Source organism: Nonomuraea turcica, from assembly GCF_030718205.1.
In the GTDB taxonomy this organism is placed as follows: domain Bacteria; phylum Actinomycetota; class Actinomycetes; order Streptosporangiales; family Streptosporangiaceae; genus Nonomuraea.
Window position 1 is genome coordinate 390,630 of sequence record NZ_JAUZQF010000008.1, and the last position, 23,233, is coordinate 413,862.

General features: G+C 70.5%; 22 protein-coding genes. 11 read left to right on the forward strand and 11 right to left on the reverse strand.

All coding sequences use genetic code 11. The features are described 5' to 3' along the window. The first annotated feature begins 24 nt into the window (after window positions 1–24). From Q9G87_RS22970 to Q9G87_RS22985, 4 genes are all read left to right on the forward strand, one after another. Window positions 25–762: a hypothetical protein gene (locus Q9G87_RS22970; RefSeq protein ID WP_305918480.1), complete on the forward strand. Its 738-nt coding sequence runs from the start codon at window positions 25–27 to the stop codon at window positions 760–762. Window positions 763–907: 145 nt separating this feature from the next. After that, window positions 908–1,582, forward strand: coding sequence for a DUF4344 domain-containing metallopeptidase (locus Q9G87_RS22975; protein WP_305918481.1), 675 nt, complete (start codon window positions 908–910; stop codon window positions 1,580–1,582). Window positions 1,583–1,611: 29 nt separating this feature from the next. Further along, window positions 1,612–2,316: a maleylpyruvate isomerase family mycothiol-dependent enzyme gene (locus tag Q9G87_RS22980; RefSeq protein WP_305918482.1), complete on the forward strand. Its 705-nt coding sequence runs from the start codon at window positions 1,612–1,614 to the stop codon at window positions 2,314–2,316. Window positions 2,317–2,329: 13 nt separating this feature from the next. Beyond that, window positions 2,330–2,584, forward strand: a complete 255-nt coding sequence (locus Q9G87_RS22985; RefSeq protein WP_305918483.1) for a DUF6343 family protein — start codon at window positions 2,330–2,332, stop codon at window positions 2,582–2,584. Here the strand turns inward: Q9G87_RS22985 and Q9G87_RS22990 are convergent. The 4 genes from Q9G87_RS22990 to Q9G87_RS23005 all read right to left on the reverse strand — a co-directional run bounded on the left by Q9G87_RS22990 (window position 2,558) and on the right by Q9G87_RS23005 (window position 5,309). Next, on the reverse strand, window positions 2,558–2,797 hold the full coding sequence (locus Q9G87_RS22990; RefSeq protein ID WP_305918484.1) for a DUF3040 domain-containing protein: 240 nt from the start codon (window positions 2,795–2,797) through the stop codon (window positions 2,558–2,560). The genes Q9G87_RS22985 and Q9G87_RS22990 overlap by 27 nt on opposite strands. Window positions 2,798–2,871: 74 nt before the next feature. Further along, on the reverse strand, window positions 2,872–3,819 hold the full coding sequence (locus Q9G87_RS22995; RefSeq protein WP_305918485.1) for a DUF1152 domain-containing protein: 948 nt from the start codon (window positions 3,817–3,819) through the stop codon (window positions 2,872–2,874). Between the two features lie 3 nt (window positions 3,820–3,822). Then, window positions 3,823–4,068 (reverse strand): type B 50S ribosomal protein L31, encoded by a 246-nt coding sequence (locus Q9G87_RS23000; protein ID WP_305918486.1) that lies wholly within the window; start codon window positions 4,066–4,068, stop codon window positions 3,823–3,825. A gap of 56 nt (window positions 4,069–4,124) precedes the next feature. Then, window positions 4,125–5,309, reverse strand: a complete 1,185-nt coding sequence (locus Q9G87_RS23005; RefSeq protein ID WP_305918487.1) for an MFS transporter — start codon at window positions 5,307–5,309, stop codon at window positions 4,125–4,127. A gap of 81 nt (window positions 5,310–5,390) precedes the next feature. Here Q9G87_RS23005 and Q9G87_RS23010 point away from each other — a divergent pair, with 81 nt between their 5' ends. Together Q9G87_RS23010 and recQ are read left to right on the forward strand one after the other, a co-directional pair. After that, window positions 5,391–6,149, forward strand: a complete 759-nt coding sequence (locus Q9G87_RS23010; protein WP_305918488.1) for an SDR family NAD(P)-dependent oxidoreductase — start codon at window positions 5,391–5,393, stop codon at window positions 6,147–6,149. A gap of 176 nt (window positions 6,150–6,325) precedes the next feature. Continuing rightward, the gene (gene recQ, locus Q9G87_RS23015) at window positions 6,326–8,143 is read left to right on the forward strand and encodes a DNA helicase RecQ (protein WP_305918489.1); all 1,818 of its coding nucleotides are present in this window, start codon (window positions 6,326–6,328) and stop codon (window positions 8,141–8,143) included. Window positions 8,144–8,322: 179 nt separating this feature from the next. Here the strand turns inward: recQ and Q9G87_RS23020 are convergent, their stop codons facing one another. Further along, window positions 8,323–8,934 carry a TIGR03086 family metal-binding protein gene (locus Q9G87_RS23020; protein WP_305918490.1) on the reverse strand — a complete coding sequence of 204 codons (612 nt, stop codon included), beginning with the start codon at window positions 8,932–8,934 and terminating at the stop codon, window positions 8,323–8,325. A 164-nt stretch (window positions 8,935–9,098) separates the two neighbouring features. Here Q9G87_RS23020 and Q9G87_RS23025 point away from each other — a divergent pair, with 164 nt between their 5' ends. Both Q9G87_RS23025 and Q9G87_RS23030 read left to right on the forward strand, forming a co-directional pair. Continuing rightward, complete coding sequence (locus Q9G87_RS23025) at window positions 9,099–9,533, forward strand: hypothetical protein (protein WP_305918491.1); 435 nt, start codon at window positions 9,099–9,101, stop codon at window positions 9,531–9,533. A gap of 21 nt (window positions 9,534–9,554) precedes the next feature. After that, window positions 9,555–10,196 (forward strand): alpha-ketoglutarate-dependent dioxygenase AlkB family protein, encoded by a 642-nt coding sequence (locus tag Q9G87_RS23030; RefSeq protein WP_305918530.1) that lies wholly within the window; start codon window positions 9,555–9,557, stop codon window positions 10,194–10,196. On the opposite strand, the gene Q9G87_RS23035 is transcribed toward Q9G87_RS23030, so the two are convergent. From Q9G87_RS23035 to Q9G87_RS23045, 3 genes are read right to left on the reverse strand one after another with little or no spacing between them, the layout of a single operon-like run. Continuing rightward, window positions 10,180–10,869, reverse strand: a complete 690-nt coding sequence (locus Q9G87_RS23035) for a helix-turn-helix domain-containing protein (protein WP_305918492.1) — start codon at window positions 10,867–10,869, stop codon at window positions 10,180–10,182. The two genes, Q9G87_RS23030 and Q9G87_RS23035, sit on opposite strands and share 17 nt — an antisense overlap. Window positions 10,870–10,878: 9 nt before the next feature. Then, window positions 10,879–11,922 carry an alpha/beta hydrolase gene (locus Q9G87_RS23040; RefSeq protein WP_305918493.1) on the reverse strand — a complete coding sequence of 348 codons (1,044 nt, stop codon included), beginning with the start codon at window positions 11,920–11,922 and terminating at the stop codon, window positions 10,879–10,881. 17 nt (window positions 11,923–11,939) lie between these two features. Next, window positions 11,940–13,199 carry a metal-dependent hydrolase family protein gene (locus Q9G87_RS23045; RefSeq protein ID WP_305918494.1) on the reverse strand — a complete coding sequence of 420 codons (1,260 nt, stop codon included), beginning with the start codon at window positions 13,197–13,199 and terminating at the stop codon, window positions 11,940–11,942. A gap of 126 nt (window positions 13,200–13,325) precedes the next feature. On the opposite strand from Q9G87_RS23045, the gene Q9G87_RS23050 reads away from it, so the two are divergent. Further along, window positions 13,326–13,772, forward strand: a complete 447-nt coding sequence (locus Q9G87_RS23050; RefSeq protein WP_305918495.1) for an SRPBCC family protein — start codon at window positions 13,326–13,328, stop codon at window positions 13,770–13,772. Here the strand turns inward: Q9G87_RS23050 and Q9G87_RS23055 are convergent. Beyond that, the gene (locus Q9G87_RS23055) at window positions 13,741–16,890 is read right to left on the reverse strand and encodes a BTAD domain-containing putative transcriptional regulator (RefSeq protein ID WP_305918496.1); all 3,150 of its coding nucleotides are present in this window, start codon (window positions 16,888–16,890) and stop codon (window positions 13,741–13,743) included. The two genes, Q9G87_RS23050 and Q9G87_RS23055, sit on opposite strands and share 32 nt — an antisense overlap. 89 nt (window positions 16,891–16,979) lie before the next feature. Here Q9G87_RS23055 and Q9G87_RS23060 point away from each other — a divergent pair, with 89 nt between their 5' ends. Beyond that, entirely contained in the window at window positions 16,980–18,467 is a 1,488-nt protein-coding gene (locus Q9G87_RS23060; RefSeq protein ID WP_305918497.1) for an MFS transporter, read from the forward strand. A gap of 21 nt (window positions 18,468–18,488) precedes the next feature. Here the strand turns inward: Q9G87_RS23060 and Q9G87_RS23065 are convergent, their stop codons facing one another. Next, complete coding sequence (locus Q9G87_RS23065) at window positions 18,489–18,851, reverse strand: nucleotide pyrophosphohydrolase (protein WP_305918498.1); 363 nt, start codon at window positions 18,849–18,851, stop codon at window positions 18,489–18,491. 107 nt (window positions 18,852–18,958) lie between these two features. Between Q9G87_RS23065 and Q9G87_RS23070 the strand changes: the two genes are divergently transcribed. Further along, window positions 18,959–20,539: a serine/threonine-protein kinase gene (locus tag Q9G87_RS23070; RefSeq protein WP_305918499.1), complete on the forward strand. Its 1,581-nt coding sequence runs from the start codon at window positions 18,959–18,961 to the stop codon at window positions 20,537–20,539. Window positions 20,540–22,188: 1,649 nt separating this feature from the next. Here the strand turns inward: Q9G87_RS23070 and Q9G87_RS23075 are convergent. Further along, complete coding sequence (locus Q9G87_RS23075) at window positions 22,189–23,199, reverse strand: LacI family DNA-binding transcriptional regulator (protein WP_305918500.1); 1,011 nt, start codon at window positions 23,197–23,199, stop codon at window positions 22,189–22,191. Window positions 23,200–23,233: the final 34 nt, after the last annotated feature.

Below are 23,233 nucleotides of genomic sequence, written 5' to 3' on the forward strand. Positions count from 1 at the left end.
ACGGGGAGAGGAATCAGCACCCTCATGAGAAGAATCGCACTAGGTATCGTCTCCGCCCTGGTGGGCGGGGCCATGCTGGTGTCGGGGGCGGGGGCCGCCTCCGCCACCAAGACAGACACGCAGCTCAAGATCCGCGACATCACGCCGAACCCGGTCGTGGTGAAGGCCGGCGCGGAGACCACTGCTTACTTCGACATCGGGGCCAGCTCCGACGTCCAGAAGGTCGAGCTGAGCGTCGCTCCCGCCGACAACGGGTTCCGCACCATGCGGACCAAGGACGTCAAGGACCTCGAGGGCTGGCGCTTCGCGATCGGCTTCAACGAGAACGACCCTGACGGCAAGTGGAAGGCCACGGCTGTGGCCTTCGACAGCGCCGGTAAGGAGCTCGCCAAGGACGAGGCGTTCTTCGCGGTCGAGATCCACAAGGGCAAGGCCGACACGGCCATCTGGAACTTCCGTGCCGACCCGTACAAGGTCCGCAAGGGCAAGTCGATCTACTTCTCCGGTCGTCTCGTGGTCAACGACGACGGCTGGGAGGGCGTCCGCGGCGAGAAGGTGAACATCTACCACCGCGCCAACGGCTCCAGCGCCTGGAAGTGGGTCGCCTCCGACTGGACCGGTCGAGGCGGCAAGTTCTACGCCAAGGCCAAGGCGTACCGCAGCGGCACGTTCCGTGCCGTGTACGCGGGCGACGACGAGCTCGAGCCCGCCACGAGCCGCACGGACTACGTGAAGGTCTACGGCCCCTGGTGGCGTCGCTAATTTCAGCACGCTGAGGCCCGGTCCCCGCTCGGGGGCCGGGCCTTCGGCTTTGCTCGGATCCTTTACCTTCTCCCCAGGTTTATCGATCATCCGATCGCCGCATGGACAGTCCCATTGCCCTGATCGACCTGGAAGGAGCCCCCGCATGCCGCATTCCCTCCTCGCCCTCGTCCTGACGAGCACGCTGGGAGCGGCCCCTTCACCCGAGCTGACCGTGCGGTACGAGCCCGCCGGCTCGCCCCGCGCCGAGCACGCCAGACAGGTGCTGAAGGACAGTGGGGCGCTGAAGATCGGTATCAAGCTGCCCAAACCGGTCGAGGTGGTCGCCCGCGACTGTGACGAGCCGTCGGCCACGTGGGACGGCGAGGACCGCCGGATCACGATCTGCTACTCCCTGGTCGGCAAGATCCGCCGCACGCTGACCGGGATCGCCCAGACCGAGGAGGCCGACGCCCGCACCACGAACCGCCGCGTCGACGGCGCGCTGACCGCGCTCTTCCACCATGAGCTCGGGCACGCTCAGGGCGCCATGAAGGGCCTGCCCGGCGGCGCGAGCCGGGCCGACCAGTTCGCCGCGCTGACGCTCGCCTCCGAGCCGCCCAAGCGCGTGGCGGCCGCCGCCGAGGCCCGCCACCTGCTCGCCGAGCACACCGGCCTGGACGACCTTTCGGGGCCGGAGGAGGCCGCCACATTCGCCTGCCTGCTGTATGGCGCCGACCCCGCCAAGCACGTCCGCATCGCCCAGGGCGGCTGGGTTCCCGCCGAGCGGGCCCCCACCTGCGCCGATGAGTACAACCGGGTCAAGTCGGCCATCGGATAAGCCGGCACATCGGGGGTAGCGTGCGAAGTATGGCTGAGGACCTGCTCAGAGACTTCGACCCGTTCGACATCTTCGACACCGAGGCCACCAGACTGGACCGGTTCTTCGACGAACTCGACGAGAGCGGCTGGCTGCGGCCCTCCCGCTGTGCGGGCTGGTCGGTGCGCGACGTGCTGGCGCACCTGGCGGGCGAGGAGGAGTACAACCACGCGTGCCTGGACGGGACCGTGGACGGGCTGATGGACCGGCTGGCCGACGAGGGCGTGAACGGGTTCAACGACTTCAACGCGTGGTCCGTGCGGGAGCGCCGCGACCTGCCCGTCGACGAGGTGCTGGAGGAGTGGCGGATCAAGAACGGCGAGACCCGGCGGCGCATGCGGGAGCTCGGCCGCGACGCCCTCCTGGACACGATGGCGGGACCGTACCCCAACGGGTTGCAGGCCTTCCACTACGACTCCGAGTACGCCACCCACGCCGACGACGTCGGCGCGCCCGTGTCCGAGGACGAGGCCGACGACAGGACGTTCTGGCGGGTGGCGGTGGGGCGGTTCGTGCTGGCGGAGCAGGACGCCAAGGTGCAGGTCGAGCAGACGGCCGAGTACATGTGGGTGGCACTGGACGGCATCACCGCGACGCTGTCGTGCCCGGAGTTCGTGGAGGCCACGGTCGGCCGGCTGCCGGACTCGCACGGGCTCGACCCGCGCATCGCCGCGGCCCTGAGGTGCCTGGCCTGAGAGGAGTTCGGTCATGTGGCTGCGTAACCGCGAGGGCACGGAGCCAGTGAGCGCGCGCAGCCCGGTGCGTGCCCGGCGGATCCTGTCCTGGGTGGCACTGGTGTTCGGTGTCGTGGCGGCGGTGTTCTTCGTGACCCGCGCCATGAGCACGGGAGAGCAGGTCTGGCGCTGGGAGGCCGCGATCGCGGCCGCGGTGGCCGTCATCGCCGCCGTGGATCTGGCGGTGCTGCGGCACCGCCGTTCAGGTGGTCAGCACCGCGATAATTAGCAGCAGGATCACCAGAGCGCCGACTGCGAAGATCATCCAGACGTGGGCCAGCGCCCACATGCGCAGCCGGTCACCGTACGCCTGCGGGAAGAGGTCCCCGCCCGCTTCGATCCTGTTGATGGCCTCGACACGCTTGGCCAGCTCGGGATCTTCTCGCTCGAGCGCGTACTCGATCTGAGCGAGAATACGGCGTTCCCTTCCAGAGAGACCCATGACACCACCACTGCTGCTCTCACGCCGGTGCAAGCCATGTACCCACGAGTAGGGCCAGCATGCCCACCGGCTCTCTAGTGGGGGAACGCCTTGGGCGGGCGGAGCCTGATCTCGGCCCGGAACGCCTCGATGAGCGCGGCAATCTGTCTGGCCAACACGGTGTCCTCGATGCGATCCAGATAGAGCGACCGCCGGGCCAGCCCATCAAGATCTACCGCGAAATAGATGGCCATGAGTGGATTGATGAACAACTCGCTGCCACGCGTCCGCGCGGTGAAGCGCACGTCGCCGAACTCGCCGCGGACGGCGGCCGCGATCGAGCCGTTGACGATGCTGAGGTAGTCCGGCATCTCGGACTGCGCGTGGGCCACCGCGTCGAGGTAGAGCGCGCCCGGCTTCGTGGCCCTGGACAACGAGAACGCGCCCAGGTAGGCGCCGTCGTGCTCCAGCGCCGCGAGGTTCTCCAGGACCTGCGCGTGGTTGACGCCGTGATAGGCGTCGACGCCGAACCCGAGGCAGGCGACGACCTTCTCCCGCAGGTCCAAGCCGTGCACGGCGGCGAGGCTGGCCATGTCCTCGACCGGCGTGCCGAGGCCGGCCTCGTCACCACGCATGAGGATGTCGGTGCCGCCGTCCACCAGGACGATCGAGTCGACGCCGAGATGGCCGATCAGCCGTGCGTAGGCGGCGCGCAGCGGTCGCACGCCGACCTTGGGGAAGGCGTAGACGGTCGCGGGCATGCCCTGCGCGTCCAGCCAGCGGGCAAGGGCGCGCTCGGGGAGATACCAGTCGCGTGAGGCCGTGTCCGGGCCTATGGCGGCGACGTCCTCCTCCAACCAGGCGTCGAGGTCCAGCGACTCCAGACGGCTGAACGACAGGTTGGCCAGGTGGACCTCCTTGCCCTGCTCGCGCAGCGCGAGGGCGAGCGGTAACCCGGCGTAGACGTCGAACCCCCCGCCCGCCCCCGCGACGAGGATCCTTTCGGACGCCTTGAGGCGGGCGGACAGGGGCGAGTCGAGCATGCGTCAGATTCTGCCGTAACGCTGCTTGAAGCGTTCGACGCGGCCGGCCGAATCGAGGATGCGGCCCTTGCCGGTGTAGAAGGGATGGCTCGCCGACGACACGTCCACGTCGACGACCGGATAGGTCTTGCCGTCCTCCCACTCGATCGTCCTGTCGGTGGTCAGGGTCGAGCGGGTGAGGAAGGCGAAGCCGGCGCTGGGGTCGCGGAAGACCACGGGACCGTACGCGGGGTGCAGGTTCTCTTTCATGCCCCGCTCAACCAGACGACAACGGTTTTCATTCCCTGACAGGAAGGTCGCCTACCTCAGGCCGCTGACGGCGACCTGTCGTAGGCCACCAGGGCCAGGGCGCCGAGCGCACACGCGGCTGCCACCGCAGCCATGACCGCCGGGTATCCGGCGACCTGTGCGATCCCGGCCGCAATCAACGGCGCGACCGCCTTGGCCACGGTGATCGGCAACGTGAGCGCCCCGCTCAGCGAGGCGTACGCCGCGGTGCCGTACCGATCGGCGATCAACGCGGGCCGGGCGATCGTCGCCACCCCGAACCCCAGCCCGAACAGCACGACCGCCGCCACGGCCCCCGCCGCGCTCCGCCCGATCAGCGGCAGCAGCACCGCCGCCAGCCCCTGCAGTCCGAACATCACCGCCGTGATCAGCGCCACCGGCCAGCGTGCCTGCAGCCCCGTGGTGACCAGCCGGCCCGTCACCGACAACACGCCCAGCAGTCCCGCCACGCTCGCCGCGAACACCGGCGGATGCCCCAGCGCGATCAAGTACGTGACCAGCAGCACCCCCATGACCCCCACCGCCCCGGTATGGGTCAGGAACCCGGCGGCCAGCAGCCAGAAGGACCGCTCCCGTAGCGCGGCGCCGACGATCTCGCTTCGGTTCACGTGGGGTGGCGCCCGGTGGCCGCGTACCGCCAGCCCGTGCAGGGGGACGGCGGTCACCGCATACCCGACGGCGAGGATGACCAGCGCCTGCCGCCACCCGTACCAGTCGACGAGGATCCCGGTCAGCGGCAGGAAGATGGTGGAGGCGAACCCCGCGACCACGGTGACCGCCAGCAGCGCCCCGGCCCGCCGCGCCGCGTCGAACCACGCCACGATCACCGCGAACGCGGCCTCGTACAGGACCATCGCCGACGCCACGCCCAGCACCCCGCAGACGAGGTACAACTGCGCCACCGACTGAACCTGCGACCACGCCAGCAGCGCGCCCGCGCCCAGCGCGGAGCCCACCGTCATCAGTCCGCGCCCACCGTGCCGGTCCAGCCAGCGTCCGATGATCGGCGCCACCACGCCCGACACCAGGACGGCCAGGGTGATCGCCCCGGTGAGCTGCGCGATCCCGGCTCCGAGGTCACGGGACATCGGCGGAATGAACACCGAGAACGCGTAATAGAGCACGCCATATCCGGCGGTCTGGGTGATCGCGAGTGCGCCGATCATGCGCGCGGGCGACTTCGGACCGGAATCGGCGATCACGGTACGGATCGTTCCCGTTCACCAGCCTGAAATACGGTGAGAAAGGTCACGCCACCGCCGGCCGAGCGCGACCATCGACGTATGAGTTCTTCCTATGTGGTCACCGGCGGCGGGCGCGGCATCGGCAAGGCCGTGGTCGAAAGGCTCCTCGGCGAGAAGAACACCGTGGTCGCCATCGAACGCGAACCCGACACGCTCGCCTGGGCCGGCTCCAGGGTGCTGCCCGTGATCGGCGACGCGGCCGATGAGGAGATCGCCGCCTGGGCCGCCGACCTGGCACAGGAGTCCGGCACGCTGAGAGGCTGGGTCAACAACGCCGCCGTGTTCCGCGACGCCTCCGTCCACACGTCGCCGATCGCCGAGGTCAGGGCGCTGATCGCGGCCAACCTGGACCTGGCGGTCGTGGGCTGCGCCACCGCCGTGCGCTGCTTCCTCGACGCCGGCACTCCGGGCGCGATCGTCAACGTCACCTCGCACCAGGCCACCAGGGCGGTGCCGGGCAGTCTCCCTTACGCGACGGCCAAGGCCGCCACCGAGGGCCTGACCAGGGCGCTGGCCGTCGAGTACGGCAGGAGCGGCATCCGGGTCAACGCCGTCGCCCCTGGCTCGGTGGCCACCGAGCGTTACGAGGCCTTCCTGGCCTCTCGCACCCCGCAGGAGGCCGCGGCCGTCGAAGAGCAGCTGGCCACGCTGCACCCCCTGGGCCGCGTGGCCACTCCGGCGGAGGTGGCCGCCGTCGTGGCGTACCTGCTGTCGGACGACGCCGCGTTCGTCAACGGCGCCACGGTTCCCGTGGACGGTGGCCGTACGGTGCTCGGGCTCGACCCCGAAGGCAGGTGAGCCGTACGGTGCTCGGGCTCGATCCCGAAGGCAGGTGACCGGGCCATGTCGCGTCCAGCGACCTGCCGCAGGTAGCGTGCTCTGAATGCGGTCCATCCCACGCAGGCGCTTGTCCGCTCTCGATCGCCCTCCGCGAACTTACAATCCGCTCTCTCGCGAACACGTAAGGTAGCCGCATGGATACCCCCACCGAGGCTCTGCACCGCGTGTTCGGCTACGACTCGTTCCGGCCGGGACAGCAGGAGATCATCGATCATGTCGTGGCCGGCGGCGACGCGCTCGTCCTCATGCCCACCGGCGGCGGCAAATCGCTCTGCTATCAGATCCCGGCCCTGGTGCGCCCCGGCGTGGGGGTGGTCATCTCGCCCCTGATCGCGCTGATGCAGGACCAGGTCGACGCGCTGCGGGCGCTCGGCGTGCGGGCCGGGTTCCTCAACTCGACGCAGGACTTCGGCGAGCGCCAGCTGGTGGAGGCCGAGTTCCTGGCCGGCGAGCTCGACCTGCTCTACCTCGCCCCCGAGCGGCTGCGCGTGGAGGCCACCATGCGGCTGCTGGCCAAGGGCGACATCTCAGTGTTCGCCATCGACGAGGCACACTGCGTGTCGCAGTGGGGGCACGACTTCCGCCCCGACTACCTCGCGCTCTCCGAGCTGCGCGAGCGCTGGCCGGAGGTGCCGCGCATCGCGCTGACCGCGACCGCCACCCCGGCCACCCACGCGGAGATCTCCTCCAGGCTCGGCCTCGACCAGGCCCGCCACTTCGTGGCCGGCTTCGACCGGCCCAACATCCACTACCGCATCACGTCCAAGAGCGAGCCCAAACGGCAGCTGCTGGAGTTCCTGCGCACCGAGCATCCCGACGAGTCCGGCATCGTCTACTGCCTGTCCCGCTCCTCGGTCGAGAAGATCGCGGAGTTCCTGGTGGACAACGGCATCGCGGCGGTGCCCTACCACGCGGGGCTCGACGCTCGCACCCGGGCCGCGCACCAGGCCCGATTCCTGCGGGAGGACGGGCTGATCGTGGTGGCCACGATCGCGTTCGGCATGGGCATCGACAAGCCGGACGTTCGCTTCGTCGCCCACCTCGACCTGCCCAAGTCGGTGGAGGGTTACTACCAGGAGACCGGGCGGGCGGGACGCGACGGGTTGCCGGCGACCGCGTGGATGGCTTACGGGCTGCACGACGTCGTCCAGCACCGGCGGATGGCCATGGAAGGCGACGACGCGCACCGCCGCCGCCAGGTCCTGCACCTGGACGCCATGCTGGCGCTGTGCGAGACCGTGGGGTGCCGCCGCGTGATGCTGCTCGACTACTTCGGGCAGAAGGGCTCCGAGCCGTGCGGCAACTGCGACACCTGCCAGACGGCGCCCGAGTCGTGGGACGGCACGGTCCCCGCCCAGAAGGTGCTCTCGACGGTGCTCCGGCTGGCTCGTGAGCGGCGGCAGAAGTTCGGGGTGGGGCAGGTGGTGGACATCCTGCTCGGCAAGAAGACCGCCAAGGTGCTGCAGCACGGGCACGACACACTGAGCGTGTTCGGGGTGGGGGCCGACCTGGGCAACGCCGAGTGGCACGGGGTGGTGCGGCAGCTGCTGGCGCAGGGATTGCTGGCGGTGGAGCCTCACCACGGTGCGCTGGTGCTCACGGACGACAGCGCGGCGGTGCTGCGCGGGCAGCGCGAGGTCCTGCTGCGCCGCGACACCCTGCGCGCGGCCCGCGCCAAGGTGGCCGCTTCCCCCAAGGAGCGAGCTGTCGCCGCCGACCTTCCTGCGGAGGCCGCCCCCGTCTTCGAACGCCTCCGCGCGTGGCGCGCCGGCGTCGCGAAAGAGCAGGGGGTTCCGGCCTACGTCGTCTTCCACGACGCCACGCTGCGCGAGATCGCCACCCTGTCGCCGTCGACGCTGGAGGAGCTGAGCACGGTCAACGGGGTCGGGGACAACAAACTGGCGAAATACGGAGAGCAAGTCCTCCAGACGCTGGCCGCCTCCGGCGCCTGACGCGCGGCGTGGTGATGGCGACGGCCGCACGAAGAACGGTCGTCGCCACCACGTTGGTCGGCCTGGCCGCGGCGGGCGGATGCCCCGCGCCGCCGATCGACCGGCCGGGACGCACACGATCATCGTACGGTGTCCGCGCGGGAAGTGCCGGACCAGGTTAGGCGTACTGACCGGTTTGGTTAGGTCCGGGGCGGCCAGTTCGGGTCGCGGCCGAGATAGGCGAGCAGGTGGTCCTGCGCCGGCGCGTACGCGGGGACGGGCACCTGGGCGGCGAAACGGTCCGGCCGGTCGGCCTGAGTGACGAAGAGCGGGACGAGGTCGAGCAGCTCCTCCGCCATGAGGGGCGGGATCGGGCGGTGCTCGCCGCAGGTTCTGGCCACGTCCCAGCCGTGCACGGCGATCTCGATCGCCCCGACGGCCGCCACCATCGGGGCCGTCAGGTGACGGTCGTGAACGGAGATCAGGTCGCTGGTGAGCGTGCCCGCCCACGTGCCGAGGACCTCGGTGGCGTCGTCTCTGAGGAGGAGAGCCGGGTTGCCCGCGTCCCCGGCGGGGCGCAGGCGGCCGGCTCTCCTGGCGTACGGGACGATGTGCCCGGTGGCGGCCTCGTTCAGGGCGCGGAGGGAGTCGTTCACGTGATCGAGGAGCGCCTCCAGGTTCCACCCGGTGCATGGGGTGGCACGGCACAGGGTGGCCGGGGTCACGACGCGGAGGCTGCCCAACGTGTAGTTGATCGCCCGCTCCAGCAGCGCCACGCCCGCCGCCAGCGCCCGTCTCGGCTCCCCGTCCATATCGCCTCCTTGAAAGTGCAGACCCCGATGGAGACGGAAAATCATCGCCCGTTTGGGACTTCTTCGGCCCTCGGCCATCGACTCGCCCGATCCTCGGTTGCCGGCGATCGGTTCCGGCGGAACCTCCTTCGGTCGTGCGGAGTACGTACGGGAGAGGAGGTTCGATGAGACGGATGGTGGTGGCGGCGCTCCTGGCCGGGGTGACGGTCGCCGGGTGCGGCGCCGGTGGCGAACAGGGTGCCGGGTGCAACGGGGCCCCGGTGTTTCTGGGCCAAGGCTTCCCTGAGGTGCAGGGGACGGCCACGGACGCCGAGCTGTGGGGGTTGCTGTTCGCCAAGGCCCCGCCGCCGCTCCCCCACGGCGAGGAGATCAAGATCGTGTGGCGGATGACCGGCGAAGGGCCTCTGAAGGTCAAAGCCACGCTCCCGGACGGCACGCAGGCCAAGCTCGCGTGGGGGCCGCAACAGCACGACGGGTCGACCTGGCAACGGCCCGGCCAGGAGTGGGGCACGGGTTTCGTCTTCCCGAAAAGCGGCTGCTGGAAGATCGAGCTGACCCGCACGCGCGGCTCCGGGCACGCCTGGATCCCCGTGCGCTGAACCTCGTACGCTGAGGTGGTGATGATCCCGTTGCCGATGAGGGAGATCGCGCCCGGAGCGGTGCACCTGCCCGGCTGGCTCACGCTGGAGGAGCAGCAACGCCTGGTCCGGGCTTGCCGGGAATGGGCCAAGGGGCCGGTGCCGATCCGCCACACGGTGCTGCCCGGGGGCGGCGTCATGTCCGTGCAGACGGTATGTGTGGGCTGGCACTGGCAGCCGTACCGCTATACGCGCCTGGCCCACGACGTGAACGGCCGCAAGGTGGCCGACTTCCCCGACTGGCTGGGCGAGTTCGGCCGGCGGGCCCTGGCCGACGCGTACGGCAGGCCCGGCGACGACTACGCGCCCGACACCGCGTTGATCAACTTCTACGACGGCCAGGCCAAGATGGGCATGCACCAGGACAAGGACGAGAAGTCCGACGCACCGGTGGTGTCGCTGAGCATCGGCGACACCTGCCTGTTCCGCTTCGGCAACACCGAGACGCGCGGCAAGCCGTACAGGGACGTGGAGTTGGCCTCAGGGGACCTGTTCGTGTTCGGCGGCCCCTCGCGCCTGGCCTACCACGGCGTGCCCAAGGTCTATCCGGGGACCGGCGACCCCGCCACCGGTCTGGTCTCCGGCCGGCTCAACATCACGATGCGGGTCACCGGCCTCCGGTGACGTAGTCGAAGTCGTCGTCGGAGAGGTTGCGCCGCAGGGTCCGCAGCACCTTGGCGGCATCGTCGTACGGCCCCTCCATGTAGAAGGGTTTGCCGTCGCGCCCGAACGTGATCGCCGAGCCGCCCTCCCACTTGCCCAGCGCGTCGGCCGCCGGCGCGAAGTCGTCGTGCGGCTCGAAGCCGAGCGAGCGGGCGTAGTCCACGGACCCGTACACCAGGTGCCTGGCCAGCTCGATCGGCACCTCCTGCCAGCCGGCGTATTCGCCGAAGAAGAACTCGCGGAAGCGCCGCAGCTCGCGGTCGTCCATCACGTCGGGGCCGATGGCGTTCTTCACGCCCAGGCAGAAGACGTCGGCCAGGTAGCCGCAGACCGTCACCCTGTCCCAGGTGTGCCGCCGGGCGACCAGCACGCTCACCATGCCTTCCGTGCCCGCCTCCGGCGCCTCGTCGGCCCACCCGCGTGTCTCGTCGATGCCGAGCCCGGCGCTCCAGCCGACGTTGATCCAGCAGCCGACCACCTCGCGTTCGCCGGTTTCGGTGATCTCCGCGGCGATCTCCCGTACCAGCGGCGCCACGACGGACGGCGGCACCTTGAGCGCGCGGGCGATCTCCTTCGGGGAGCGGCCCTGGGCGCGTAGCTCGCGTACCTGCTTCTTCAATTCCGCTGTGTCCACCGGGGAAGCCTAACCCGCTGAGGGGGTCAGGCGGCGGGCGAGCCAGGCGAGGGCGAGCGGGTAGCGGTATTCGATGCCGCCGTGGCCGGCGTCGAAGAGCTCGAAATAGACCCGCTCGTCCGGTACGCCGGCCGCCTCGAGCGCCCGGCGGAACGCGACCGCGCCGAAGTCCAGGAAGTATTCGTCCTTGTTGCCGGCGTCCACCCAGATGGCCCGCATGGACCGCAACGCCTCGGCGTACTTCGGCTCGCGGGCCATCACGACGGGATCATGGTCCAGCCAGCGCCGCCAGACGTCCGGCACGATCGCGCCGGTGTCGTCGAAGGGCAGGTGCACGGCCCCGTCCTCGTCGGCCGAATACGCAGCCGCGTAGGCGTACATCTCCAGCAACTCCAGGTCGCCGTCCTTGGTGCCGGCCAGCCGGCCGCGGAAGTCGGCGAGGAACTTGACGTACGAGCCGTCGTACATGTCCCGGAGCCTGCGCGCCAGCCCGGGGAACGACGGTAGCGAGCTGACCTCGAACAATGCGTCACCCGCGTGCGTGGCGAGGGCGCCGAACACGTCCGGCGCCAGCATGGCGGTCACCATGGCGCCGTACCCGCCGCTCGACTTGCCGGTGACCGCGCGATGAGCGCGATCGGGGATCGTGCGGTAGTGCGTGTCCACCCACGGGACGACCTCGTCACGCAGGTAGGAGTGGTAGCGGCCGGTGGCGGGCGAGTCCACGTATTGGCTGCCGCCGAGGGCGGTCCACGCGTCCACGTACACGACGATCACCGGCGGCGCCTCGCCGTTCGCGAACACGGCGTCGGCCAGCTCCGGGTACGGCCGGCGGAACGGCGCCCGGTTCAGCCACATCGTGACGTGGCCGGTGTAGCCGAGCAGCACGTAGACGGAGGGGTAGCGGCGCTCGGGCGCGTCGTCGTAGCCCGGTGGCACGTACACCAGCAGCGGCCGCTCGTGCGGATCGCCCAGAGGGTTGTCACGCAGCAGGGCGCTGTCGATCACGTGGTGGTCGAGACGGCCGGCCAGCTCGGCGGACCAGGGCAACATGGGATTTCCTCCAGGGCTCAGCCGACGGACGAGGTCACCGTGTCCACGCCCGCCTGGGTGACGGCCCGTCCGGACACGAGGACGAGTGTGAGGTTACGCAGGTCGGCGATGCGCTCGAGCGGGTCACCGCGCACCGCGATGAGGTCGGCCCGCTTTCCGGCCTCCAGCGTGCCGGTCACCGCGCCGACCCCGCAGGCGTCGGCGGCCCGCACGGTGGCCATCTCGACGATCTCCGCGGTGCCGAATCCGGCCTGCTCGAACACCTCCAACCCGGCCACGTACGCATCGGTGTCGTTGGCCACGTCCGCCGCGGCGAATCCGGAGTCGGTGCCCGCGATGAGCCGCACCCCGGCCGCCCGCATGGCCACGACGCCGTCCAGCCAGGCGTCGAGCATCTCGGAGCCGAATTTGTCGCGCAGCCGCCAGACCACGCCGTGCACGGTGGGGCAGACGTATGTGCCGCCGGCCGCGACCAGGTCGGCCAGCTCGGGGTCGTAGCGGTGGCCGGAGGGGGTGAAGAACGAGCAGTGCTCGATGGTGGCCACGCCGGCCTCGACCGCGCTGCGGATCGCGGCGTGCGCGTGGGCGTGCGCGGCGACGCCCTTGCCGCGCGTGGCGGCCTCCTCGACGATCGCGCGGATGTGCTCGGTGCTGTATTGGCACACCCAGCTGGGTGGCGCGCCCGGTGTCATCTGGCCGCCCGAGACCATCACCTTCAGGCAGTCGGCACCGGCGCGCAGGTTTTCCCTGGCGACGCGGCGGATGGCGGGCATGTCGTCGGCCTCGCCGCCCATGTACCAGCAGTGGCCGCCGGTGATCGTGATCGGCCTGGTCGCGGCCAGGAGGTGCGGGCCGACGGCCAGGCCCTCCTCGATCGCGTCACGTAACGCCAGGTCGAGAAAGCCGCGCCCGCCGAGGTCGCGGGCCGTGGTGACGCCTGCGGAGACGAGCTTGCGCGCGTTCTCGGCCATGCGCAGCAGCAGGTGATGGTCGCTCTCGGCGCTGTGCCGCGTCACCGGGTCGACAGTGGCGTCGAACCCGAGGTGCACGTGCGCGTCGATCAGGCCGGGAAGCACCGTGTGGCCGGGCAGGTCGAGGACCTCGACGGCCTCGCCGGCGCTGCCGCGCGATCCCACGGAGACGACCTCGCCGGCGTCGCCGGCGCTGCCACGCGGTCCCACGGAGACGATCTCGGCGCCGTCCACGGCGACCTCGCCGTCCCGGATCACCTCACCCGGACGCCCGGTGAGCACCCTGTCGGCGCGAATGATCCGCATGCATCCCAGCCTGCCACACGGGCTCCGGCCCCCGGCCCCCAGTCTTAAGGCCGTGGCAAGGCGATCGTAAGGGCGGCCCGGCACCTTGGGAGCGTCGACATTTCAGTTCTACGAGGGACGGCAGCGATGAGCCAGACCGCCGACCACGTCATCACGCGTGTGTTCGACGCGCCGCTCGGCCTGGTGTGGGCCGCGTGGACCGAGCCGGAGCGCTTCTCCCAATGGTTCGGGCCCCGGATGATGGCCACGCCGGTCGGCCGGCTGACCCTGGACGCCTGGCCCGGCGGGCTCTGGCGGGCCACGTTGGCCGGCGACGAGGGGTTCGAGGTGACGGTGGACGGCACCTACCGCGAGGTGCGCAAACCCGTGCGGCTGGTGTTCACGACCGGCGACCCGGACGACCCGGGCGACGGGCCCGCGTCCGTGGTGACGATCGACCTCGCGGACGTGGGCGGCAAGACCGAGATGCGCTTCCGCCAGCACGGTGTGCACGTCGAGCCGACGGGCTGGATGGAGTTCTTCGACCGCCTGGCCGAGCACCTCACAGCAGCTTCGGAGCGTCCTCCAGCTTGAGCGCGGCGCCGTCGGCGTACGCGGCCTCGAACGCCTCCGCCCCGAGCGCGTCGCGCACCCGCGCCGAGATCCGCTCGATCTCGGACAGCTCCCACGGCCCCGCGGGCGTCTGATGATGCTCCCTGGCCGCGGCCGCCAGACCCAGCAACCTGGCGGCCTTCTCGGTCGCCCCCGAAGCCGAGGCCGCGCCCTCCACCACGGACACGGCAGACCTGGGGTCGCCGATCTTCTGGGAGGCTGCCAGCGCCTCCGCGTGCAGCGCCAGGGCCTCGGCCGGATCGCCGCGCAGCTCCGCCAGGTGGCCCAGCTCGAGGAGCACGTCCGGCAGGAACATGACGGGCTCGACCTCCGGGCCGCGTGGCACCCCTTCCAGCAGGCGGAGCAGGTGTTCCTCGGCCAGCTCCAGCCGCCCCGCCCGGCGCGCGGCGTAGGCCAGGCCCAGCTCCGCCTGCGTCTCGCCGTCCTTGTAGCCCTGGTCGGCGGCCAGCTTCATGGCCCGCTCGCTGATCTCGATGGCACGGTCGTAGTCGCCGCTCTGCATCGCGATCCAGCCGAGCCAGGCGGTGCGCGTGGCGACCTCGGGCCACAGGCCGAGGTCCTCCGCCATCCGCAGCCCCTCGCCGAACAGCCGGTTGGCCCGCTCGGTGTCGTGGGCCATCTCGGCCACCGACGCCTGCCATTCCGTGGCCTGCAGCAGGCCCCAGCGGTCGCCGAGCTCGGTGAACAACTGGACGCTCTCCCCTGCGAGGCGTTCCAGCGCCTCGACGTCCCGCTGGGTGAAGGCGTCCATGGCCTGCCTGGTGAGCGCGACGGCCACGCCCCACCGGTCGCCGACCGCCCGGAACGTGGTCAGCGCCCGGCGCATCAGCTCCTGCCCCGTCGCCATGTCCCCGACGTGCAGGCTGAGGAACATCTCGGCCCTGGCCCGCTCGCCCGGATCCGCGACGGCCTCCAGCGCGGGCCCCCACGCGACCTGCTCGCCGAGCGTGACCGCGAACCCGGCGTGCCAGGCCGCCGCCCTGGCCCTGGGCGCGGAGGGCTCGGCCACGACGGACAGGGCCGCCGCCAGCGACCGTCTGCCCTCGGCCAGCCTGCCGCGCAGGAACCAGTACCAGGTCAGCGCGTTCACCAGCCGGGCCGCACCGTCGGCGTCCTTCATGGCGATGGCCGTGTCGAGCGCGGTCCGCATGTTGGCCGCCTCGGCGTCCAGGCGCAGCAGCCAGCCCCGCTGCTCGTGCCCGTACAGCTTCGGCTCGGCCTGTTCGGCGAGCGCCAGGTAGTGACGCAGGTGCGCGAGGCGTACCCGGTCGAGCTCGCCCGCGTCGGACAACCGGGCGAGACTGTACGCCGACACCGACTCCAGCAGCCGGTACCTGACCCCCGAGGGGGTGTCCACCACGACCACGAGGGAGCGGTCGACGAGCCTGGCCAGCAGGTCGAGCACGTCGAGCCCCAGCTCCCCGCAGACGGACTCGGCCGCCTCCAGCGTGCACCCCTCGGCGTGCGCGGCCAGGCGGCGCAGAACGCGGCGCTCCTCGTCGGACAGCAGGTCCCAGCTCCAGTCGATCACCGCGGTCAGCGTCTGCTGGCGGGCCGGGGCGCCACGCTGCCCGGAGGCCAGCAGCCGGAACCTGTCGTCCAGCCTGGCCACCACGCCGTGCACGCCGAGCGCGCGCACCCGGGTCGCGGCCAGCTCCAGCGCCAGCGGGATGCCGTCCAGCCGCCGGCACAGCTGGGCGACGGCCTGGGCGTTGCCGGCGTCCAGCGCGAAGCCGCGGGCGGCGGCCGCGGCGCGGGTCACGAACAGCCGGACGGCCTCCGAACGCGCCATGACCGTCAGGTCGGCGCTCGCGGGCACGTCGAGCGGCGGCACGCTCCACAACACCTCACCGTCCACGGCCAGCGGCTCCCTGCTGGTGGCCAGGATCCGGAGCCCAGGGCAGGCCCGAAGGAGCAGCTCGGCCAGCTCGGCGACCTCCTCGACCACGTGCTCGCAGTTGTCGAGGACGAGCAGCATGCGGCGCTGCCTGAGCGCGCCGACGAGCTGACCCGCCACGTCGGCCGCGTCGGCTCCCTCCCTGATGTCCAGCGCCGTCATGACCGCCTCCGCCGGGGCGCGCGCCGCCTGCTCCAGCCCTGCCTGAACCCCCTGGTCGAGCTCGACCAGCCAGGCGCCGTCCGCGAAGGCGTCCAGCAGCTGGTTCGCCGACTCCAGCGCGAGCCGGGTCTTGCCGACCCCACCGCTGCCGGTGAGCGTCACCAACCGCTCCTCCCCGACCAGCGCGCACACCTCGGCCAGGGCCTCATCCCTGCCGATCAGCTTGCTGAGCGCGGCGGGCAGGTTCGTCAGCGGCCGGTCGGCGGGCACGCTGAGCGACGGATCCTGCCCGAGTATCGCCTGGTGGAGCGCGACCAGGTCAGGCCCGGGGTCGAGGCCGAGCTCGTCGGCCAGCCGCTCGCGCAGCTCGCCGTAGCTCGCCAGCGCCTCGCTCTGGCGTCCCGCCCGGTACAGCGCCCGCATGTGCACGGCACGCAGCCGCTCCCTGAGCGGATGGCGGGCCACCAGATCGCCGAGCTCCCCCACCAGCAACCCGTGCTCGCCCAGCTCCAGCCGCGCCTCGGCGTGCTGCTCCAGCGCCGACAGCCGCTGCTCCTCCAACCGGACGATGGCCGACCTGGTGTATTCCTCATCGGCGAAGTCGGCGTACGCCGGTCCCCGCCACAGGCCCAGCGCCTCGCCCAGCAGCTTGGCCCTCGTCCGCGGACTGTCGGCGGCCTCGGCCTGCGTCAGCAGATGCGCGAAGCGCTCGGCGTCCAGGGCGCCGGGGTCGGGGCGCAGCAGGTAGCCGGGGGCGCGGGAGACCACGAGGTTCTTGCCTCCGGGCTCGGCGTCCTCGAGCGCCTTGCGCAGCTGCGAAACGCGTACCTGCAGCGCGCCCGCCGGGTTGCCCGGCGGCTCCTCGCCCCACAGGTCGTCGACCAGCCGGTCCACGGACACCGGGTGACCTTCGTGGACGAGCAGGTCCACGAGCAGCGCCCGGACCTTGAGCCCGGGGATCGTGACGACCTCCCCGGCATCGGTCCACACACCCAGCGGTCCCAGCACCCCAAAACGCATGCTCGTCACCCTATGCGCGGCTTTAAGTCCACGAAAAGAACATCGGAAGACCCGTACCGGACCGTGGAGGCAACGGAAAGGGGAACCCGATGAACACCTCCACGCTCGCCGGGCGGCGCGAATGGACCGGCCTGGCCATCCTGGCCTCCGTGGCCCTCCTGCTCTCCATCGACGTCAGCGTCCTGTACCTGGCACTTCCGCACCTCAGCGCCGACCTCGGCGCCACCGCCTCGCAGCAACTGTGGATCATGGACGTGTACTCGTTCTTTTTGGCCGGCTTCTTGGTGACCATGGGGACGCTGGGCGACAGGATCGGCCGCCGCAGGCTTCTCGTGATCGGCGCGGCGGCCTTCGGCGCGGCGTCGGTGCCGGCCGCGTACGCGGTGAGCGCCGAGATGCTGATCGCCGCCAGGGCGTTGCTCGGGATCGCCGGGGCGACGCTGCTGCCGTCGTCGCTGGCGCTGATCAGGAACATGTTCAGGGACGGCAAGCAAATGGGGACCGCGATCGGGCTCTGGTACGGCTGCTTCATGCTGGGCATGGCGGTCGGCCCGCTGGTGGGCGGGCTGCTGCTGGAGCACTTCTGGTGGGGCTCGGCGTTCCTGATGGGGGTGCCGTTCATGGTGCTGGTGCTGGTGGCGGGCCGGACGCTGCTGCCGGAGTACCGCGACCCCAACGCCGGCCGTCTCGACCTGGCCAGCGTCGCGTTGTCGCTGGCGACGATCCTGCCGGTCGTGTACGGGCTCAAGGAGGCCGCCAGGAGCGGCTGGCAACCGACGTCCGTGGTGGCGATCGCGGCCGGGGCGGCATTCGGCGTGATGTTCCTCCGCCGCCAGCGCCGCCTCGCGGACCCGCTGCTCGACCTGCGCCTGTTCGCCAACCGCCCGTTCGCCGCCACTCTCGGGATCATGCTGCTCAGCGGCATCGTCATGGCCGGCACGACGCTGATGACCACCCAGTACCTGCAGACCGTCCAGGCGCTGTCCCCGCTTGAGGCAGGGTTGTGGCTGCTGCCGCAGAACATCGCCATGATCGTGGCCCTGACGCTGGCTCCGGCGATCGCGCGCCGCGTCGGCGCCGCGTACGTGATGGCGGCCGGTCTGGCGGTGAGCGCCGTGGGGTTGTTCCTGCACACGCAGGTGCCGGAGCTCGCGAGCTCCGGCGGCCTCGGGCTGGTCGTGACCGGCCTCGTCCTGGCCTCCGCGGGCATCGCGCTGCCGATGGGCGTGGGCAGCGGGGTGATGATGACGGCTGCGCCCCCGGAGAAGGCCGGGTCGGCGGCGTCGCTGTCGGAGACGAGCGGCGAGTTCGGCGTCGCGGTGGGCGTGGCAGCGATGGGCAGCCTGGGCACCGCCGTCTACCGGGCCGAGCTCCCCGACCGGTTGCCGGTGGAGGCGGCCCGCGAGAGCATCACCGCCGCGGTGACCGCCGCCAGGGACCTGCCGGAGGTGCTCGACCTGGCCCGCGCCGCCTTCACCACCGGACTCAACACGGTGGCCGCGGTCGGCACGATCATCTTTGCCGCCCTGGCCGTCGCCACGATCGCGGTCCTGCGGCGGCACGACACCGCCGCGTGACCCTTGAGCCCATCGCCGGACTCAGTCATCCCGTGCCGAGGGCGGTGCCTTCCTTGCCGACCCCCGGAAGAGCTCGGCATCGTAGCGACGGTCGTTGTCGTCGAGTTTCGCCTTCGCCGCCTCCACCAGGTCCACGCCCAGCACGTCGGCCAGCCGTACCAGGTAAAGCGTCACATCGCCCAGTTCGGTACGCATCCTGGCGAGCGCATCGGGATCCGGACTCCGCGACTCGTCGGCGGTGAGCCACTGGAACTCCGCCACCAGCTCCCCCACCTCACCCGCCAGCGCCATCACGAGGTTCTTGGGTGTGTGGAACTGCTCCCAGTCCCTGACCCGGGCGAACTCGCGCAACCGTACGGCAAGGTGCTCCAACTCCGTCGTCACGACGCACGACCTTACCCAGACCCGCCTACGTCGACCGCCCGGGCACTCCCGGCTCGGGCGGTTCAAACACAAGATCGATGGAAGTCACAGCGTGTACGCTTCCGCGCGTGTCGGAATTATCGGTGCCTGGCTACGAAATCAAGGGCGTACTGGGGCAGGGAGGCTTCGGCGTCGTGTACCTCGCCCTGCAGTCGGCCGTGGGCCGTGAGGTCGCGCTCAAGGTCGACAACCGGGTCCTGCTGTCCGACCGCGACCGGCGCCGCTTCCTCCGCGAGGTCACGTCGGCCGGCGCCCTGTCCGGCCACCCCCACGTCGTCCCGGTCTACGACGCCGGACTGCTGCCCGACGGGCGGCCCTACATGGTGCTGGAGCTGTGCCCCGGCGGCTCACTGGCCGGCCGCCGCCTCAGCCCTGCCGAGGCCCGCGACGTCGGCGTACGCATCGCCGACGCCCTGGCCGCCGCACACGCGCAAGGCGTCCTGCACCGCGACGTCAAGCCCGGCAACATCCTCATCAATCGGTACGGCCAGGTGGCCCTGTCGGACTTCGGCCTGGCCACCATGCCCGCCTCCGGCCCCGAAGCGTCCGTGACCCGCGAGTCGCTGACCCCGTCCTACGCGCCGCCCGAAGCTTTCGAACTGGCCGAGCCGAGCCCGGCCGGTGACGTGTACGCCCTGGCGGCCACCATCTACGCCCTGCTGTCCGGCCGCCCGCCGCGCTTCCCGGAGAGCGGTGTGCCGAACCTGGCCATGATCCTGGCCCTGCACCGCCTCCCGGTCCCCGACATCCCCGGCGTACCACTCGAACTGACCGCCGTGCTGCGTCAGGCCCTGGCGAGCGACCCCCGCCAGCGCACGCCCAGCGCCGCCGCCTTCCGCGACGCGCTGGCCGCCGTCCCGCTGGGCCCGTCGTCAGGCCGCCACGCCGCCCCTCCGCCGGGCTCCCACGCCGCCGTGCCGTTCACACCCTCCGTACCATCGCCCGTCAACCGGCCGATGCCCCCACAGGGGCCGGGGGTCGCGCACCAGCACACCAACCCGCCTGTGGGCAGCCAGCCGGACACCCGGCCACCCGCACCCCATGGCATCAACAAGGCCCTGGTCGCGATCACCGCCGCCCTGACCCTGGTCATCGTGGTAGGCGGCGGAGCAGTCATCTACACGCAGATCTTCGAGCAGCCGGACGGGACCCCACAGGCCCAGCCCAGCAGCACGGCTGCGACCACGCAAAAGACCAAAAAGCCCACGCAGGAGCCGGCCAGCGTCTTCACCGGCCTGGACACGTACACGGAGAACTGCCCCGCCGCCAAGGTGCGCGGCGCCGGCGCGGCTTGCGTACGGGAGTCGGAGTGCTGGGGCGGCATGGTCATCATCGTGGGCGACACGAAGGCCAGGCGGCTCGGCTGCGAGGAGACCCACTCTTGGGAGACCTTCGCCGTCGCCCCCATCCCCAAGGACGCCGAGACCTACGTGCAGCAGGACCTCGCCAAACATCCGACGGTGAAGCGCGTCTGCAGCCGCGCTGTCCTGCTCGCCAGCAGGGTCGGCACGGCAAGGACCATCGCCACCGCCCGGTGGTCGTCCGACGTCATGCCACCGTCTCAGGCTCAGTTCGAGGACGGGGTCCGCTTCTATCGTTGCGTCGGCCGCGTGAACGGCCAGGAACCCCGCAGGTCCTTCTTCCACTGACCTTCCACCGACGGAGATGACTCAACTGTTTTCACGGCGGCAGTCGGCGGTGAGGTCGCGGTATCCGGCTCATTCTCGAATGACTACGCCGCTGGACACCGACGCGGTGCGCCGGGCGCCGGTCCTGTGCGAGCGCCCCGGTGGACGGGTGGGAGGCCGAACGTGGCCACCAGGTCCGGGCCCCCGCCAAAGACAACAATGCGGACAAGGCCTGTGTCCGTCACGGTGAGCACGCCGAGCGCGTTCGCCTCGGCATACGCGGCATCCCTCAGGTAGCGTGAGCCTCACGGTGCTCTCAACGGTCGTGCCCGTGGAGCCAAGAGATCCGCTCGTCCTCGTCCGGAACGACCGTCGATCCGCATGCCAACCCCATTGCTCGCCGGGAGCAAGCCATGAATGCCGCACGGTCACCACGTCCGCATTCCCTGCTCTCCATTTTAGGGGTGGTAGTGCTGCTCACCACATGCGGAACCAGGGTCGAATGCGGGCCGTGCCCAGGAAGTCGCGTGCAGTTGCAGGCAGACCAGCCGGTCCTGGCGGCTGGAAGGACATACGAGCTGTGCGACGCGCACAGATCTTGCCAGCGAGGCTCCTGGGTCATTCCCAGCGAAAACCACGCTACCGGCGCTCCCTTCCCGGTTCTCGTCGTCTCCCTTGCGGGAGACGCCGACCACTACTCGCGGCAGACGGTCACCGCAACGGTTCGAGACAGCGAAGGGCGGGTGGTGGGACGTGGACAGGCAACCTTCCCCGAATACCCGCCGATGGAACGAAGAGAAACCTGCCAATGTTATGACGCGTTCACAGACCTCATTGTCAAGCATGGCGCCTGACACAGCGGCGTCTTTTGCTATTTCTACTACTGGACCGGATTCGAGACACAGGATTACTGCTTCCAAATTACCGCGGATAACATGGGCGACAAAACACGAAGCCCTAGACCGTGTGCACGTTGGCGCCTCCGTCTTGATTCTCTGGCTTGTGCGGCAGGTCGGCGTGAACGATCGCAACTCGGCAGTGTGCGTGCCACCTGCCCGTGGTCATCGACGTACGCCGACCATGTTGATCACCGCCATGACTCTTATCACCGCCGCCTGTTCATCGAGGGACGCAGAACAGTTCCACATCACCAACGCCACGCAGGACGCTGTCACCGTGAGCTGGTCCCGTGACGTCAAGCCCTTCGCGACTTTCCCTCCCGGTGAAGGAATCAGCTTGAGTATTCCCGCTGGTCGATGCGCGGAGCCCCAGCCCGGAGACACGCTGATTGCTCGTTCGAGCAAGGGCAGGATCTACAGTTACGGCCCGCCGATCTGTTACGGAGCACGTTGGAAGATCGGAAGCTGATTCTCGTCGAGCGCGGGAGGACCTGGGCTGGATCCAGCTCTCGCTGAGCAATGGGTGCGCTCGGGAAAACCGCGCGCACCTGCAAATGCCAGGCAGCCCGGGCATGCTCGGCGGTCGCGTCCACACGCCCGAGATCTGTGCTGGCCCACGCTATGAAGGTCATCGCCCATCCGGCGATCAGGTACAGGTCCCGGCGGTGACACGGAGACTGATGCCCTTCCAGGAGCATCAGGGCCTCATCGCGTACCCGTCGTACCTCCACGAGGTGGTAATTGGGCAACGGGCGGGTGAGGGCGGGGAACCTACTCGTATCTGGCGGTGCTCTCGCGGACGATCAGTTCGGTGGCCAGTTCCACCCGCTTGGTCTCCGGGACCTCGCCCCGACCCATCGCCAGCACCGTACGGGTGGCCAGCGCCGCCATCTCCTGCAGCGGTTGGCGCACCGTGGTCAGAGGCGGCCAGGCCGACTTCGCCAAGGGCAGGTCGTCGAAGCCGACCACGCTCAGGTCCTCGGGCACGCGCAACCCTCGCTGCCGGGCCGCCTCGAAGACGCCGAACGCCATCAGGTCGCTGCCGGCGAAGATGGCCGTCGGAGGGGATGGCAGGGACAGCAGGGCGTGGCCTTCATCGTGGCCCGAGTCCACCAGGAACGTTCCGCGTCTTATCAACTCGGGGACGACGGGCACGCCGGCCGTTTCCAACGCCGCGCGATAGCCGTCGATGCGGGCCTGGCTGCAGAGCATGTCGGCGGGGCCGCTGATCATGCCGATTCTGCGGTGGCCCAGCTCGAGGAGGTGCCGGGTGGCGGCCAGGCCGCCGTTCCAGTTCGTCGCCCCCACCGAGACCACGCCCGGGGCCGGCTCGCCTTCCGGGTCCACTACCGCGAACGGCAGGGAGCGGGCGCTCAGCTGGGACTGGATGCCGGTGGACAGGCGGGAGGCGACGATCACCACGCCGTCCGTCCTGCGGGCGGCCAGCCGTTCCAGCCAGTCTCGTCCCGGACCGGCGTGGGTGTGCAGGACCGAGATGACCACACTGGCGCCGGCCTCGTGGGCGGCGCTTTCCGCGCCGCGCACGATCTCCATGGCCCAGGGTGACTCGATCTCGGCGAAGACCAGGTCGACCAGGCCGGCAGGGGTGTCGTCCTGGCTTACGCGGCGTTGGTAGCCGTGTTCTTGGAGTAGTCGTTCGACCCTGTGGCGGGTCGCCGGGGCGACCTCCGGGCGCCCGTTGATGACCTTGGAGACCGTGGGGATGGACACTCCGGCCTCTTCCGCGATCAGTGCGATCGTGACCCGCCTCTTCGCTGACACGATCGGGAGTGTAGCCGAAAGTTTCGGTTTGGCG